Annotated in this window: 18 protein-coding genes and 1 other annotated feature; of the genes, 3 read left to right on the top strand and 15 right to left on the bottom strand. The window is 36.8% G+C overall.

The window, feature by feature from the left end; all coding sequences use genetic code 11:
* Positions 1 to 27: 27 nt before the first annotated feature.
* The 6 genes from IGI87_RS03665 to IGI87_RS03640 form a co-directional block, all read right to left on the bottom strand.
* A complete protein-coding gene (locus IGI87_RS03665) occupies positions 28 to 891 on the bottom strand; it encodes a GRP family sugar transporter (protein WP_002355811.1) in 864 nt (287 codons plus the stop codon).
* A 148-nt stretch (positions 892 to 1039) separates the two neighbouring features.
* Positions 1040 to 2065 carry a two-component system sensor histidine kinase SapS gene (gene sapS, locus IGI87_RS03660; RefSeq protein WP_104854543.1) on the bottom strand — a complete coding sequence of 342 codons (1026 nt, stop codon included), beginning with the start codon at positions 2063 to 2065 and terminating at the stop codon, positions 1040 to 1042.
* 13 nt (positions 2066 to 2078) lie between these two features.
* Positions 2079 to 2753 carry a two-component system response regulator SapR gene (gene sapR / locus IGI87_RS03655; protein WP_002355809.1) on the bottom strand — a complete coding sequence of 225 codons (675 nt, stop codon included), beginning with the start codon at positions 2751 to 2753 and terminating at the stop codon, positions 2079 to 2081.
* Between the two features lie 88 nt (positions 2754 to 2841).
* Positions 2842 to 3066, bottom strand: coding sequence for a hypothetical protein (locus IGI87_RS03650; protein WP_438736268.1), 225 nt, complete (start codon positions 3064 to 3066; stop codon positions 2842 to 2844).
* Between the two features lie 382 nt (positions 3067 to 3448).
* On the bottom strand, positions 3449 to 4321 hold the full coding sequence (locus tag IGI87_RS03645; RefSeq protein WP_438736267.1) for a VOC family protein: 873 nt from the start codon (positions 4319 to 4321) through the stop codon (positions 3449 to 3451).
* 65 nt (positions 4322 to 4386) lie between these two features.
* Positions 4387 to 5217, bottom strand: coding sequence for a LysR substrate-binding domain-containing protein (locus tag IGI87_RS03640; protein WP_438736266.1), 831 nt, complete (start codon positions 5215 to 5217; stop codon positions 4387 to 4389).
* Between the two features lie 112 nt (positions 5218 to 5329).
* On the opposite strand from IGI87_RS03640, the gene IGI87_RS03635 reads away from it, so the two are divergent.
* Both IGI87_RS03635 and IGI87_RS03630 read left to right on the top strand, forming a co-directional pair.
* Positions 5330 to 6358: a YeiH family protein gene (locus IGI87_RS03635; protein ID WP_438736265.1), complete on the top strand. Its 1029-nt coding sequence runs from the start codon at positions 5330 to 5332 to the stop codon at positions 6356 to 6358.
* 93 nt (positions 6359 to 6451) lie between these two features.
* The gene (locus IGI87_RS03630; RefSeq protein ID WP_438736263.1) at positions 6452 to 7627 is read left to right on the top strand and encodes a SulP family inorganic anion transporter; all 1176 of its coding nucleotides are present in this window, start codon (positions 6452 to 6454) and stop codon (positions 7625 to 7627) included.
* A gap of 15 nt (positions 7628 to 7642) precedes the next feature.
* Here the strand turns inward: IGI87_RS03630 and IGI87_RS03625 are convergent, their stop codons facing one another.
* From IGI87_RS03625 to IGI87_RS03615, 3 genes are all read right to left on the bottom strand, one after another.
* A complete protein-coding gene (locus tag IGI87_RS03625) occupies positions 7643 to 8158 on the bottom strand; it encodes a GrpB family protein (RefSeq protein WP_104854548.1) in 516 nt (171 codons plus the stop codon).
* Between the two features lie 17 nt (positions 8159 to 8175).
* Entirely contained in the window at positions 8176 to 8670 is a 495-nt protein-coding gene (locus IGI87_RS03620) for a GNAT family N-acetyltransferase (RefSeq protein ID WP_438736262.1), read from the bottom strand.
* 67 nt (positions 8671 to 8737) lie between these two features.
* Entirely contained in the window at positions 8738 to 9097 is a 360-nt protein-coding gene (locus IGI87_RS03615) for a DUF1304 domain-containing protein (RefSeq protein WP_104854550.1), read from the bottom strand.
* 145 nt (positions 9098 to 9242) lie between these two features.
* Here IGI87_RS03615 and IGI87_RS03610 point away from each other — a divergent pair, with 145 nt between their 5' ends.
* Positions 9243 to 9545, top strand: coding sequence for an MmcQ/YjbR family DNA-binding protein (locus IGI87_RS03610; protein WP_438737390.1), 303 nt, complete (start codon positions 9243 to 9245; stop codon positions 9543 to 9545).
* A 47-nt stretch (positions 9546 to 9592) separates the two neighbouring features.
* Here IGI87_RS03610 and rplT read toward each other — a convergent pair whose 3' ends face one another.
* The 6 genes from rplT to opp1D all read right to left on the bottom strand — a co-directional run bounded on the left by rplT (position 9593) and on the right by opp1D (position 14371).
* Positions 9593 to 9952, bottom strand: a complete 360-nt coding sequence (gene rplT, locus IGI87_RS03605) for a 50S ribosomal protein L20 (protein ID WP_002355799.1) — start codon at positions 9950 to 9952, stop codon at positions 9593 to 9595.
* 60 nt (positions 9953 to 10012) lie between these two features.
* Complete coding sequence (gene rpmI, locus IGI87_RS03600; protein ID WP_002355798.1) at positions 10013 to 10213, bottom strand: 50S ribosomal protein L35; 201 nt, start codon at positions 10211 to 10213, stop codon at positions 10013 to 10015.
* 113 nt (positions 10214 to 10326) lie between these two features.
* Positions 10327 to 10848 carry a translation initiation factor IF-3 gene (infC, locus tag IGI87_RS03595; RefSeq protein WP_002355797.1) on the bottom strand — a complete coding sequence of 174 codons (522 nt, stop codon included), beginning with the start codon at positions 10846 to 10848 and terminating at the stop codon, positions 10327 to 10329.
* 54 nt (positions 10849 to 10902) lie between these two features.
* Positions 10903 to 11033: a sequence feature (ribosomal protein L20 leader region), on the bottom strand.
* Between the two features lie 212 nt (positions 11034 to 11245).
* Complete coding sequence (locus tag IGI87_RS03590) at positions 11246 to 12316, bottom strand: RNA-guided endonuclease TnpB family protein (protein ID WP_438736261.1); 1071 nt, start codon at positions 12314 to 12316, stop codon at positions 11246 to 11248.
* Positions 12317 to 12356: 40 nt separating this feature from the next.
* Positions 12357 to 13313, bottom strand: coding sequence for an oligopeptide ABC transporter ATP-binding protein Opp1F (opp1F, locus tag IGI87_RS03585; RefSeq protein ID WP_002355795.1), 957 nt, complete (start codon positions 13311 to 13313; stop codon positions 12357 to 12359).
* Complete coding sequence (gene opp1D, locus IGI87_RS03580) at positions 13313 to 14371, bottom strand: oligopeptide ABC transporter ATP-binding protein Opp1D (RefSeq protein ID WP_002355794.1); 1059 nt, start codon at positions 14369 to 14371, stop codon at positions 13313 to 13315. Before opp1D ends, opp1F begins: the two co-directional genes overlap by 1 nt.
* Positions 14372 to 14379: the final 8 nt, after the last annotated feature.

The raw sequence follows: 14379 nt of genomic DNA, 5'->3' as shown, positions 1-14379 counted from the left end.
TAAAAAAAATAAGCGTAAATAAACTATTTACGCTTTCATATACCCTAAAAGGATACCACCTAGAATAACAAAAATGCAACCAAAAATAACATAAAACATTTCTTTTTTTGATTTTCTTTCGCCTAAAAGGAAGATGCCCCCAAGAGTCGAAATAATAATCCCCATTTGTGATAAAGAGAAGCTAATTGCTAAGCCAATTTCACGCATGGTTAATAACATACAAATATTTCCTAAGCCCCAAAGCAGCCCCGTCGTCATATTCATCCAAACAAAACGATCAACTTTGACTTTTTTGAAGGCAAAGAAACTGGCCCCCACCAACATACCAATACTTTGTGGTAAGATAATTCCCCACGGATCTAAACCAGTGGCATTAATAATGATGGTATAGACACCATACCCAACTGTTGAGAAAATCAACGCCCGAATCCCTTTATTAAAATCTAACATACTATTTGAGGTTTTCGGTTGGCTGTCATCATCTTGTCGAGCTGTTAAATACACTCCAAAAACTAAAAAGGCTAAAGCGATAAAGCCCACAACAAAGTCTTTTGTTTTCGTCCATTCATGGAAAAAAACAGCCCCTGCAACGGTATTAACAACTAACTGCATCCCAGTTGAAATTGGTAAACCAACGGAAACGCCCATATATTTCATGCTATGAAATTGTTGATTCTGTCCCAAACTCCAGAATAAGCCAGATATAAATCCAACAATTAATGTGGCTGTCGTCAACGTAGGCTGGATGACAAAAAAGACAACAATTGAAAATAGTAATGCGCCGATTGTCATACCTAACGTTTGTTGATTGGCGCTTCCACCAATTTTACCGCTGACTAAACCAATACTGCCCCATGCAATCATGGGCACTAAAGCGATAAGTAAACTCATAATATTCTCCTAACAAATTTATTTCATTTCATTCTAACAATAAAAACGTTTTCTAAACAACTAAGAAGAGTAAGAGAAGTTAGCAAGAAAGTTTTAATAAATTAAAAAAGGGCCTATCATCTCTTAAATTTGCTGATAGACCTACTTTTTATTTCACTTCATTATAATAACTAAGGGATGGGAAAAACAATGTCATCGTTGTCCCTTGCCCCTCTGTCGATTCGACTGTTAAATCATGACCTAACTTTTTCGCTAAGCTATGGGCTAAATACAGGCCTAGACCAGTCGAATGCTGTTCACTTTTTCGCCCGTTTTCACCAGTAAATCCTTTATCAAAAATGCGTCGTTGATCTTGCGTCGGAATGCCAATTCCAGAATCTTTTAAAGATAAATAAACACCTTGTTTATTTTTGGAAATTAGGACCGTAATCGAGCCACCTTCTGGCGTATATTTGACTGCATTACTTAATAATTGGCGGAAAATAAAAATGACCCATTTTCGGTCGGTTAAAACCGCTTCATCTTCCCCTTCAATTGAGAATTGCAATCTTTTTTGGATAAAATAATTTGCTTGCGTACGAACAACAGATTGCACAATTTCTTTTAAAGAATATTCTTGGAGTAAATAATCTCGAGAAAAACTATCCAGTCTAGCATAATATAGGACTTGCTCGACATATTCATCAATTTTCCCTAACTCATTTTCCAATAGATAATATTTTTTCTCTGGAATATCATCTTCGACAGATTGTACCAGTAAGGTGATAGCCGCTAAGGGAACTTTAATTTCATGGACCCAAGAGTCAATGTAATCTTTTTGGTCCTGTTGGTTGTTAATTGCTTGCTGCATAGTTTGTTGGTGCTCTTGCAATAAACCGTTAATATACGTTTGGACAAGTAGTTCTTCTTCTTTTTCTGCTGTATTCAAATACTCTTGTAAAGAAGGCGGCTCTTTTTCCGTTGCCAACGAAAGCCACCATTTACGTTTTAAATAATAATCAATTGTTAAAAATAGCGATAAAAAAACACATTGCAGTAAAAAGATATAGCCAACCACTGTCCAATCTAAGCGGACATTAGGAGCCAACCATAAAATAAAACAAGTTAAGAACAGAAAAAATAACCAACCAATTAGTAATAACCAGCGATCTTTTAAATACTTTAGAATGGTCATTGTCTACTCCTATCTAGGGCACCATATAACCGACGCCGACTTTGGTTTCAATATAGCCAGCAATCCCTGCTTGCTCAATTTTTTTTCGTAAACGATTGATATTTACCGTCAACGTATTGTCATCCACAAAACGTTCATCGTCCCATAAAGCGCGCAATAGTTTTTCACGTGTTAAAATTTTTCCGTGCTTCTTCATTAAAAGATACAGTAATCGGTATTCATTTTTACTTAAATCGATCATTTCGCCTTTGATTTCCATTCGTCCATTGTCCACATTTAAAGTAATGCCATTATGTGAAAGCACTTCACTATCCGTATCAGAATAGTTATAAGAGCGGCGCAACAAAGCATTGATTTTAGCAATTAAAACATCTATCTGGAACGGTTTTGTAACAAAATCATCCGCGCCCATGTTCATCGCCATAATCATATCCATATTGGTACTACGACTCGAAATAAAAATAATTGGTACTTTAGAAACTTCACGAATTTTTTGACACCAATAGTACCCATCATACACAGGTAAATTAATATCCATCAAGACTAATTGGGGATTCTCCTCTTGAAAATCATCCAATACATCATTAAAATCGGTTGTTCCAATCGTTTCAAATTGCCATTTTTGTAATTCCTCGCTAATTAATTCTCGAATGGTTGTTTCATCTTCGACAATCATAATTTTAGCCATGCAATCCCACCTCTTTTGTCTCTAAATTTTCATCTTTCTTATCCTAACAAACTTCATTCTTTTTGGATATAGGACTTTATGATGATTTTTACACTATTTCAAAAATAGGCGCTAATAATTCCCATTCTGATAACATGATGAATTTACCAACGAAAGCAAAAATACCATCTAATAATAACACAGACATATTAATTCCTAATAAAATAGAAGCTTTTTCGACAATTGGCATAGACTTTTTATTTTTCAAAATAAGATATAAAACAAAGTTTGTTCCATAAGTAAAAACTGTTAACAACACAATTAACTCAATCATTTTACCACTTCCTATTTTGGACTTTTCATTTTTCCTTCAATAATTTGCTACTCTTAATTATAGCATAATCTTATAAAAAAATCGGCAGCGTCCTAACCCTTAAGATAAACAACGGAATAGAAATAGCCTCTTCGAAACTCGCAGGATAAAACTGTGATAAGCCTCTGGCGAGAAAACAAGCAACCAACATTGATTAGAACCACGAGAAACGTAGTGATTCGCTGATGCTACTTATCAACTCCGTTAGACCACAATCTCAACCACTTTTAAGAGTTGCAGGTCTTGATCCTTAAAAGACAAGTCCTGCAACTCTAGTATGTTTTATGCATAGAAATTGAGACCAATGAAACGAAGTGTAGTGTATCAGACAACCTCAGTTTTTCTAATGATTATATTTGTCATACACTTCTTTTAACTGGTTTAAATCTATTTTTTTCATTTGGTACAATTTTTTGGTCACTTCATTTGCTCTAGCTGGATTTGAGTCAGATAAATAACGTTTCAGTTCAGCATTGCCTGTTTGCCAACTGACTCCAAATTGATCTTCCATCCAGCCACACGGCCATTCTTTCCCTTTAACAGTCACTTGTTGCCATAGCCGATCTATTTCCTCCTGATTCTCACAATCAATATAAATGGAGAAAGCCATGGTAAAATCAAAGTCATGTTTATCGCGTGCATCTATTACTCGAAACGGTTGCTCCTGTAATGTGAAAAGTGCTTGCGCAATGTTCCCATCATCATATTCAACTTTTTCAATTATTTCGCCTGGACCGAAAATCGCCATCCATTCTGATAGAGCTTTGGCTGCTTCGCCATATTTTTCATTTGCAAACATAAAGGTTGGTACAATTGTTTGCTCTTTTCCTGAAAAAGACAATTGCCAAGAAACACCAAATTTGTCCATTACCCAACCATATAAAGGACTAAAAGGATATTCCCCAAAAGGCATCAATATCTGTCCATCAGCTGTTAAATTTTTCCACAACGTTTCTGTTTGTGATAATGTTTTACATTCAACAAAAAATGAACTAGCTGGCGTAAAGGAAAATTCTGGTCCGCCATTTAAACCAATGATTGTTTGGTTCGCTAAGGTAAATTCAATGGTCATTAATGATGTTCCTTGAGGTTGGTGCTCCTCATTAACGTAGTTCGTTTTACTTAGAATCGCACCCTTTTCAAAGATTGTTGTATAGAAGTTAGCAGCTTCTTCCGCTTGTTTGTCAAACCATAAACAAGGTGAAAATTTAGGCATTGTGGTTCCCTCCTTCGTTTTCTTTTAGTGTAGTCAAAGATTGATAAATAAACAAAGAGAACGTTTTAGTATTTAGTCATTTCCGTCTGATAGAATCGATAAATTGCTTGTTTTACTTCTTGAAGCAAGGAGGATTTTAAATGTCCTCGTGTCAAAAAATAAAAGGAACGCCAGTACTTTTCACCTAACGTTTGGAAGGGAATTTTTTCAGTAATCGCCTTTCTTGAAAGTAACGATTGCCCCATGCCCAATTCCAACATTTTAACAATCATTTCATTATTTTTAACCGTCATGAGTGTTGGGCTTTGATTACTTTCTTCTAAATACTGTTGGGTATAATGAAAGACCCCAGAATCCTTTTCACGTACCAACCAATTCTGATTGGCAGGGTCCCCAGCTAAAACCAATTGATCCTGAATAATTTCTTCACGAGATGCGCCTTTCGTAATTAATGGTTTTTCGATAAAGCCAAAATCAACTTGATGTTTTTCAACTTTTTCCACTACTTCTTCTGAATTATTCATTTCTAAAACAAAATTGATCGTTGCATACTGTGTCTGTAAATGCTGCATTAGTTCTGGCAAATAATAAACTGCAAAAGTATTAGACGCAGCAATTCGGCAAGTTTCTTTAGGTAATCTCGCCTGATGAAGAGCTGTTAATGTTTCTTGCCAATCATCAGCTAAATTTAGCAAACGATGATATAAGACTTCTGCTTGTCTAGTAGGGACCACATCTTGTCGACCATTTCTTAAAAACAATGAACAGCCTAATTCTTCTTCTAATTGTTTGATTTGATTAGAAACGGCTGGTTGTGAGATATATAAGCAGGCAGCTGCTTTGGAAAAGTTCATTTGCTCATACACAATTTGAAAAGTCTTTAATAATTTAAACATAGGTATCCTTTCGATAACTTTCTATTATAAATATTATTTTAACTATTTATTTCTCAAATGTAAAAAATTTCGTTATACTGGAAGTAATGAACAAGAAAGAGAGATTTTTTCAATGAAAAATTCAGAAAATGATTATATCCAATCTTTATTCCAAATTCTTCCCGGCTTGCTAACAGCTTTCCTTGTCGCCTGCCTTAGCAAATTTCTTGCTACCTGGTTACCTAGCTTAGGCGCCGCAACGATAGCTATTTTACTAGGAATCTTTTTGGGAAATACCTTTGTTCGCGGTGCCAATTTAAATCGCGGAACTAAAGTAGCTGAAAGTAAATTACTAGAATTTTCTGTTGTTTTATTGGGAACCACCGTGACCTTTCAAACGATTGCCCAAATTGGCTTACAAGGTGTCGCATTTATTCTCATTCAAATGTCGCTGACCATTATTTTCGTCTATTTGATCGGTAAAAAACTGGCTTTTTCTGATAATATGTCTTTATTGATGGCCGGTGGTAATGCCGTTTGTGGGTCTTCTGCTATTGCTTCGATTGCTCCAGCAATTCAAGCAGATGAGGAAGAAAAAGGCCAAATCATTACTTTAGTAAACTTGTTAGGAACCGTTTTAATGTTGACCTTACCCATTTTAAGTGGGATTCTTTATGGTACCAATTTGTTGGCTCGTAGCGCACTAATCGGAGGGACTTTACAATCAGTTGGTCAGGTTGTCGCCAGTGCCAATATGGTCAATGAGAACGCAGTTCAACTTGCGATGCTCTTTAAAATTATGCGGATTGTCCTACTCGTAGCAGTTGTCTATTTATTTGGACGTTTCAAGCAAAGTAAGACGGCAGAATCAGAGGCTGAATTGGTAGAAGTCACCAAAAAAAGTAGCGCCCTACCTTGGTATGTAGTTGGCTTTTTCATTGCCTGTGTCTTTAATAGTTTGATTCATTTCCCCGTCGTGATCAGCGAGACTGCTCATTTCTTTAGTTCTTGGTTTGAAATTACTGCCTTGGCAGCAATCGGGTTACGACTCGATTTTAAAAAGTTTTTCCAAGAAGGCAAACGTTTCTTAATCTATGGTTTATCAGTAGGAACAGTTCAAGTCGTCCTAGCCATTTTGTTGTTGGCACTGCTACAGTTCTAATAAAAAAGTTTGACGTATTAACGTCAAACTTTTTTATTTCAGCTTATTCATGCTATTATGAATAAGGTTTTATTAACTTAAAGGAGTTTTTCGATGTTATTTAGTTTTAAAAAAAGCGAATGGTTAGGCAATGAACGAAATGATCTATTTGCGGGTCTCGTTTCTTCTGTCGCCATTTTACCAGAAGTAATCGGGTTTGCGATTATCGCTGGGGTTCACCCGCTTTCTGCAGTGTTTGCTTCAGCAGTTACTTTACTTGTGATTACTTTTACGGGCGGCCGTCCGGCAATGGTTTCGGCGTCTGCTGGTTCAATGGCCTTAGTGCTTGCAGGCTTAATTCAAGCACATGGTTTGTCATACATGCTTGCTGCGACTATTTTAACAGGCTTTCTGCAATTTATTTTAGGTTATTTAGGTATCCATAAATTGATGCGCTTTATTCCCAAGACAGTGATGTACGGATTCGTCAATGCGTTAGCTATTTTAATTTTCATGGCGCAAGTACAGCAATTGCCTCATCAAACGCTGTGGTCCTACGGCATGATTATCTGTAGTATCTTACTTATTTATCTCTTACCTAAGTTTATTACGATTGTGCCTCCTGCTTTAATTGTTATTTTATTCATGACTATCCTGTCCTATTTTTTAAAAGGTCATTTGCAAACGGTGGGTGATCTTGGCGAAATGAGTCAGTTTCAGCCAGCTATCCGTTGGCCTAATGTACCCGTCGACTTAGAAACGTTGTGGATTATTTTACCTAGCTCTGTTGCCTTAGCAATGGTCGGGTTAATTGAATCTTTATTGACGGTCCCCATTGTGGACAAAATGACAGCAAGCAAAAGTGATAGCCAACGAGAAGTTAAGGCGCAAGGACTCGCTAATATAATTACCGGCTTTTTTGGTGGTCAAGCTGGCTGTGCGATGATTGGGCAAGCGGTCATTAATGTTAAATCTGGGGGACGAAAACGGCTTTCTACTTTGATTTCAGGCATTACCCTCCTTTTATTCATTTTTGTTTTTAAATCCGTAATGGTAGCCATTCCCACAGCTGCATTGATTGGGATCATGATGACGGTGGCAGTTGACACCTTTGATTGGGAAAGTTTACAGCTTTTCCAAACTTTTGAAATTACTGAAATTGTTATTTTACTCGTGACAGTGGGTGTGATCGTCTATACGCATAATTTAGCGATTGGAATTATTCTAGGTGTTCTTTTAAGTGGTCTTCTTTATCATTTTTTCAAAAAAGAACCAAAAAAAAGTTGCTAACTTTAGCAACTTTTTTTATTTTTCCCAATATTTCTTCAACGCTTCTTTTTCTATTTTCTTAATGAACGCATCTTTGCCATCCATATATTTATCAATGCTATCGGGGTGCGCTTGGGCCAATTGCTTTTTTAATGTGCCATAGGTTTTAGCAATTGCCGGATTTTCTCGTAAATAATTCCGAAAAGCAAGATGGCGCAAAATTTCTTGCGTATTGTCAAACTGATAAATATGCACATGATGTGTTCTTTTTATCGGGCCTTTTCGTAAATAACGACGTCCTGATAGCCCAAATTCCCCCATATATTCATAACCGAATCTTTCAAATTCTCCTTGTAACAGGTCTACTTTTTCAATTTCTTCAACAATGACCAAAAAATCAATAATTGGTTTAGCTGCTAAATTAGACACAGATGTGCTACCGATATGTTCAACTTTAAGACAATTTTCCTTTAGAATCTGTTTCAATACTTGGGCTTCTTCTTCGAACTGTTCCACCCATGCTGGTTGGTATTCTGTAACGATTACTCGCATGATTTCTTCCCTCTTTTCTATATCCGTTTCATATGTAAGATAGGGAACGGATTTCCTTCAGAATCTTCCTTAGATTCACCAATGACTTGAAACCCTTGAGATTGATAAAACTTTACTGCCCTTTCATTTTGTTTATTGGCATCGACAAAGATAATTGATTCTTGCTCTATTAACTTTTGGATAATTTCTCCACCATAGCCTTTACGAAAATAGACTGGGTCAATAAATAACATTTCCAACGTTTGTTGATTTGTTCCACTAAAGCCCACACATTTCTGTTCTTCATTTAACCACATGCTTAATTGAACTTGTTGAAAATAATCAGGTAAAACCAATTCGATTTTATCAATATCTGCCTGACTCAAAAATAAATGGGTAGCTTCTACTGAAGAACGCCATAGAGAAATTAATTGAGAATAATCGGTTTTTTTCACTTCTTTTTGGCTCAGCATTTTTAATTCCTCCCTCTCTAATAAACAAAGTATACCATATTTTTTCTCTCTCAATTCCATAAAAAACAGTCAAATCAACAGTGTTTTTTCTGTCAATTTGACTGTTTCTCTCTATTAACTCTGATAGCTAAACGAGTAAACTAAGCAAAGCCAAAATGGCTAAACCGCCTTGTGTTAAAATAATTTTTTTATCACTTGTTAAGCTACCGTACGCAGCCACTAAAATAATATAAATCAATAAAAATTTGGTCATCTCCATCGTTGCTTGTGCAAAATAGACACTATAAATAAGTCCTGCACCGATTAGTCCATTATAGATTCCTTGATTTTTAAACAATGTAGTCACTGATTTTCTTTGTAACTCTTGCTTATCCATTTTAAAAACACGGCTTGTTGTCTCAGAAGTTGGTACAATCGTTTCTAAATACATAATGTAGAAAAATTCTACAGCCACCAAGGTTACTAAAATTGTTGAAATTAATGTCATAAATTCCCTCCTCCCATTCCTTTGAACGAAGTAATTTTATGTAATTTTTGCTATGATGTAAATAGATATGCCTAGCCTTAACGAAAGGAAGAAACCTATGACTTTTCAAGAAACCATTAGCGCCTATATCCAAGAACGTTAGCAGATAACGCCCGATTTTCCTTTTAAAAAACACCCAGACTATCTCGTCTTTCGACATCCCAGAAATGCGAAATGGTTTGCTTTAATCATGCCACTGGATGCACAACTGCTCGGCGCTACCGAGAATAGGCAACTCACTATTTTAACTGTTAAACTTGCGCCTGAACTGGTTGCCTTATTAAAGACTCAACCTGGCTATTTTCCTGCCTATCATATGAACAAAGAACATTGGTTAAGTCTTTCTGAAGAAATTCCGCTCTCACAAGTTTTTTCATTTATAGATGAAAGTTACCAACGGAGTTATTAAAAAAAAACACCCTACTCAATGAGTAGGGTGTGAAAGATTGTTTAAGCTTATTTACTTAAAGCGTCTTTTGCTTGTTCAGCTAACGCTGTAAATGCTGCTGCATCGTTAACGGCTAAGTCAGCTAACATTTTGCGGTTGATATCAATCTCTGCCAATTTCAAACCGTGCATTAATTTAGAATAGCTTAAGCCATTCATGCGAGCTGCCGCGTTGATACGTGCAATCCATAATTTACGGAAGTCACGTTTCTTTTGACGACGGTCTCTGAATGCATAGTAATAAGAGTTCATTACTTGTTCTTTTGCTGATTTAAATAAAGTATGTTTTGATCCGTAGTAGCCTTTCGCTAACTTAAGGACTTTTTTACGACGTTTACGGGTTACTGTTCCACCTTTAACACGTGCCATGTTGAATTCCTCCTAATATCTTGTTTCTCTTGACGGTAATCTAAAAGTCACCGAGTTGTTTTATTTCATTCTTGCTAATTGTTGGCGGATACGTTTGTAATCGCCTTTTGCAACCATGCTTGCTTTACGCAATTGACGGCGTTGTTTTTTAGTTTTACCGTGGAAACGGTGAGATGTAAAGGCACGGCCACGTTTTAAGCCGCCTCCACCAGTACGTTTTACACGTTTTGCTAATCCGCGGTGTGTTTTTTGTTTTGGCATGACTAATTTTCCTCCTCAAAATCTTTGCTTCAAGTGAAAGACTCTAACAGTCACGACTGTCAAATATCCTTCTTGTAGAAATTACCAAAAGTCCGAATGCTCGGTCTCTTCGTTTACTTGTCGTTTTTCGGTGCCAGCGTTAGAAACATGCTGCGTCCGTCCATTTTCGCTTTTTGTTCCACTGTGGCGATGTCCGCAGTTTCTTCAGCTAAGCGATCAAGAACTTTCTGACCAATCTCTTTGTGGGTAATGGCACGGCCTTTGAAACGGATAGAAGCTTTCACTTTGTCTCCTTTTTCTAAGAACTTACGCGCATTACGAAGTTTTGTATTGAAGTCATTTACGTCAATTGTTGGACTTAAACGAACTTCTTTGACGTTGATCACTTTTTGTTTCTTGCGAGCTTCACGCTCTTTCTTTTGTTGTTCGAAACGGAATTTTCCATAATCCATAATTCGCGCAACTGGTGGTTTCGCTCCTGGCGCTACAAGTACTAAATCCAAGTTTGCAGATTCAGCGATTTGTAATGCTTCTGCTTTGGTTTTTACACCTAATTGTTCACCATCTTGTCCGATCAAACGTAACTCGCGTGCACGAATGCCGTCGTTAACCATCATATCCTTTGCTATGGTCATTCACCTCCAAAATTTTTAAGAGAAAATCCTAACGGAAGTCTGCTTTGTTTGCTAAACGCAATAAAAAAACAGGTTCCTATCCAGAACCCGCCAACAGTCTGCCTTACTTAAAAAATAAGGAATACTTTATCTAGCCCAGCGATATACTCAACTAAGGCGAGAAGCGGGTGCTTCTGCTTTCATTTCTCAACTTCACTAGTTTACCTTAGTTTATCCTAGTTGTCAATATATTTCCTCAAAAAAAACGAATCTAGCACTAGATTCGTTTGAACTCGTATTTTGATCATTAATAATTAGTGGACTGTCCCAATGTGACTTCCTAGAAACAAATGGTTCAACACATGGTGTGCATTTTCTATCCCCTAGGCGATCCCTGTAGTCCCTACAGTTCTTCTATTTATAAGGTTTCTCGTTTAGACAAGCCACGTTCTAAGATTTTTTGGCTTCTAAGATACTCTGAATTTTCTGTACTTTTAGAAAAAGACAAATTTGTTTCTATCTCCTCTGACTCAATACAAATGAGTTCTTTGCCATACCATTGTGCTTTATACAACAATTTAGCTAAGAATAAGGACCAAGCTAGTTCAGAACGGTCATGTTTTGGCGGCCGCTCATTACTGTGATGGGCTTTTTCAATACAAATAACATCGTAACTTGAAACCAATTCCGTTGTAATTTTGTTTAAAATATCCGTTCGTTGGTTGGCTATTTTTTCGCGAATTTTTGCAACTTTTATTTTTTGTTTTTGATAATTTTTTGCTTGCGAAAGGTCGATACCTTTTTCCAAAGCAATCATTTTACGCTTGTTTAATTTTCGTTCTTCTTGACGTAGTTTTTGCTTTAAATGCTTTGAACAATAGCTTTTTTCGAAGCTTTCACCATTCGAAAGCAGCGCAAATTTTTCCCTACTGCTACAAATTCCGACCATTTTTTGTTGCTTTGTTTTTGTTTCAATCGGTGCTTCACACAAAACGGAAACGTAATAATTGTGACTAGCACTCATAGAAATAGTTACAGATTTTATCTCCCCCAGCGGTTGGCGATGTACCTTCATTTTAATTAAAGATTTCAATTTAGGTACTTTCAAATAACGATTATCCAAAATTTTGACCGTGCCATGTTGATTGTTCGTAGTGTAGGAATGCACTGTTTCTTTCTTTTTCTTTTTTGGAAAGCCCATCCCTTTTTCCCGATAAAAATTTTTAAAGGCGCGATCCAAATAAACTTGTGCATTTGCCAAGGCTAAACTATCAACTTCTCTGAGGACAGGATATTGTTTCTTATATTTAGCTGGCGTTGGCATTTTAAACGTTTGTTGAGGATTTTTTCGCATCTCTTTGTAGAGATCAATCCGATCTTGTAACATTAAATTATACACCAAGCGAACACAAGAAAATGTTTTTTGAATAAACTCTTCTTGTTTTGAGGTTGGATAAAGTCTGTATTTATAAGCTTTCAGAACCTTCATCTCATAACCACCCTACCAAGATAGTTAGAAAAGAAGCTGGTTATAAACCAGCTTTTCTTTTCTTCTCTTCAATTTTTTCACGGTACATTGCAACTTCGTCTTCAGCACAATAAACATAGTGTCCATTGAGAATTTCACGGAGCTCACGATCTTTCCCATCTGCCGCTGCAGGTTGGTAAACAATCCGTTTACGTGTGCGTTCATAGTCTGGATCTGGCAATGGAATCGCAGAAAGCAAACTTTCTGTATAAGGATGAACGCCGAAATTATAGACATCATCACTTGTGCCCATTTCCAATAATTTCCCACTGTGCATTACACCAATTCGGTCACTGATATGTTTTACCATCGATAAGTCATGTGCAATAAACAAATAAGTTAAGCCTTGCTCTTTTTGTAAATCTTGTAATAAGTTTACTACTTGGGCTTGAATCGACACATCCAAAGCCGAAATCGGCTCATCACAGATAATAAAACGTGGATTAACCGCTAAAGCCCGAGCAATCCCAATCCGTTGACGTTGACCGCCAGAAAACTCATGAGGATAACGCGTACTGTGACTTGGATTTAATCCTACCGTTTTTAAAAGTTCATTGACTTTTTCTTCCCGCTCTTTTGGTGTTTTAGCCAATCCATTGACATCGATTCCTTCAGCAATAATGTCATTGACTTTCATTCTTGGATTCAATGAAGCATATGGATCTTGGAAGATCATTTGAACATCGCGGCGGAATGCTTGCATGTCCGCTTTTGATTTAATTTTGCTAATGTCTTTTCCATCGAAAAGAATTTCACCAGCAGTTGGATCATATAAACGAATGACACTGCGACCAGTTGTTGATTTTCCACTTCCTGATTCGCCAACTAATCCAAAGGTTTCGCCTTCATAAATATGAAAACTAATGTCATCAATGGCTTTTACTTCGTCTTTACGACCAACATTGAAATACTGTTTCAAACCAGTGACTTCTAATAGGACTTTTTTCTCTTCTGCCATTAATTACTACCTCCTGGATTTTTTTGACGCTCTGCATAAATTGCCCAACGACGAACAATCTCTGCTGGAGGCGTAACTTTTGGTGCTTGTGGTGCTAATAACCACGTTGCTGCTTTGTGTGTCGGTGATACTTCAAAATAAGGTGGTTCTTTTTCTGTATCAATTTTTAAAGCAAACTCATTCCGTGGATAGAAGGCATCTCCAGTTGGTGGATCTAATAAATCTGGCGGTGAACCTGGAATCGCATAAAGTTTGTCTTCTGTTCCTTCCATCGTTGGCATTGACCCTAAAAGTCCCCAAGTATATGGATGTTGTGGATTATAGAAAATTTCTTCTGCTGTTCCGACTTCAACCAAACGTCCACCGTACATGACAGCAACACGGTCAGCCACGTTCGCTACTACCCCTAAATCATGGGTAATGAAAATAATTGAAGTGCTAATTTTTTCTTGTAAGTCTTTTAATAACTCTAAAATTTGTGCTTGGATGGTTACATCCAACGCTGTAGTTGGTTCATCTGCAATTAGAACTTCTGGATAACAAATTAAAGCAATTGCAATGACAATCCGTTGACGTTGCCCACCAGAAAATTGGTGCGGATAGTTTTTCAAACGTTTTTCAGCATTAGGAATGCCGACTAATTTTAGTAATTCTAATGCTTGCGCTAAGCCTTCTTTTTTTGAGACTTTATTATGTTTGATTAATGATTCCGCCACTTGTTTGCCAATTGGCATCGTTGGGTCTAATGAAGTCATCGGATCTTGGAAAATCATTGCGATTTCTTTGCCACGAATGGCTTGCATTTGTTTTTCTGTTTTATGAACAATATCTTGCCCTTTAAACAAAATTTCCCCGTTATCAATATTGGCATTACTGCTCAACAAACGCATAATACTGCGGGTTGTAACAGATTTACCACTCCCTGATTCACCTACAATGGCTAACGTTTCACCTTTATAAAGATCAAAACTCACACCACGAATGGCGTTGACTTTACCTGCAAATGTATCAAAGGAGATTCTTAAGTCTTTAACTTCTAATACTTTTTCCATAGTCATTCACCACT

The sequence above is a fragment of the Enterococcus sp. DIV1444a genome, assembly GCF_051712125.1.
GTDB classification, from domain to species: Bacteria; Bacillota; Bacilli; order Lactobacillales; family Enterococcaceae; genus Enterococcus; species Enterococcus faecalis.
The sequence above is the reverse complement of the archived record's forward strand: the minus strand, read 5'-3'. Positions and strand labels throughout refer to the sequence as shown.

Coding starts and splice junctions, on each gene's coding strand:
- IGI87_RS03665 (WP_002355811.1), bottom strand. CDS start 891: ATGAGTTTACTTATCGCTTTAGTGCCCATGATTGCATGGGGCAGTATT.
- sapS (WP_104854543.1), bottom strand. CDS start 2,065: ATGACCATTCTAAAGTATTTAAAAGATCGCTGGTTATTACTAATTGGT.
- sapR (WP_002355809.1), bottom strand. CDS start 2,753: ATGGCTAAAATTATGATTGTCGAAGATGAAACAACCATTCGAGAATTA.
- IGI87_RS03650 (WP_438736268.1), bottom strand. CDS start 3,066: ATGATTGAGTTAATTGTGTTGTTAACAGTTTTTACTTATGGAACAAAC.
- IGI87_RS03645 (WP_438736267.1), bottom strand. CDS start 4,321: ATGCCTAAATTTTCACCTTGTTTATGGTTTGACAAACAAGCGGAAGAA.
- IGI87_RS03640 (WP_438736266.1), bottom strand. CDS start 5,217: ATGTTTAAATTATTAAAGACTTTTCAAATTGTGTATGAGCAAATGAAC.
- IGI87_RS03635 (WP_438736265.1), top strand. CDS start 5,330: ATGAAAAATTCAGAAAATGATTATATCCAATCTTTATTCCAAATTCTT.
- IGI87_RS03630 (WP_438736263.1), top strand. CDS start 6,452: ATGTTATTTAGTTTTAAAAAAAGCGAATGGTTAGGCAATGAACGAAAT.
- IGI87_RS03625 (WP_104854548.1), bottom strand. CDS start 8,158: ATGCGAGTAATCGTTACAGAATACCAACCAGCATGGGTGGAACAGTTC.
- IGI87_RS03620 (WP_438736262.1), bottom strand. CDS start 8,670: ATGGAATTGAGAGAGAAAAAATATGGTATACTTTGTTTATTAGAGAGG.
- IGI87_RS03615 (WP_104854550.1), bottom strand. CDS start 9,097: ATGACATTAATTTCAACAATTTTAGTAACCTTGGTGGCTGTAGAATTT.
- rplT (WP_002355799.1), bottom strand. CDS start 9,952: ATGGCACGTGTTAAAGGTGGAACAGTAACCCGTAAACGTCGTAAAAAA.
- rpmI (WP_002355798.1), bottom strand. CDS start 10,213: ATGCCAAAACAAAAAACACACCGCGGATTAGCAAAACGTGTAAAACGT.
- infC (WP_002355797.1), bottom strand. CDS start 10,848: ATGACCATAGCAAAGGATATGATGGTTAACGACGGCATTCGTGCACGC.
- IGI87_RS03590 (WP_438736261.1), bottom strand. CDS start 12,316: ATGAAGGTTCTGAAAGCTTATAAATACAGACTTTATCCAACCTCAAAA.
- opp1F (WP_002355795.1), bottom strand. CDS start 13,313: ATGGCAGAAGAGAAAAAAGTCCTATTAGAAGTCACTGGTTTGAAACAG.
- opp1D (WP_002355794.1), bottom strand. CDS start 14,371: ATGACTATGGAAAAAGTATTAGAAGTTAAAGACTTAAGAATCTCCTTT.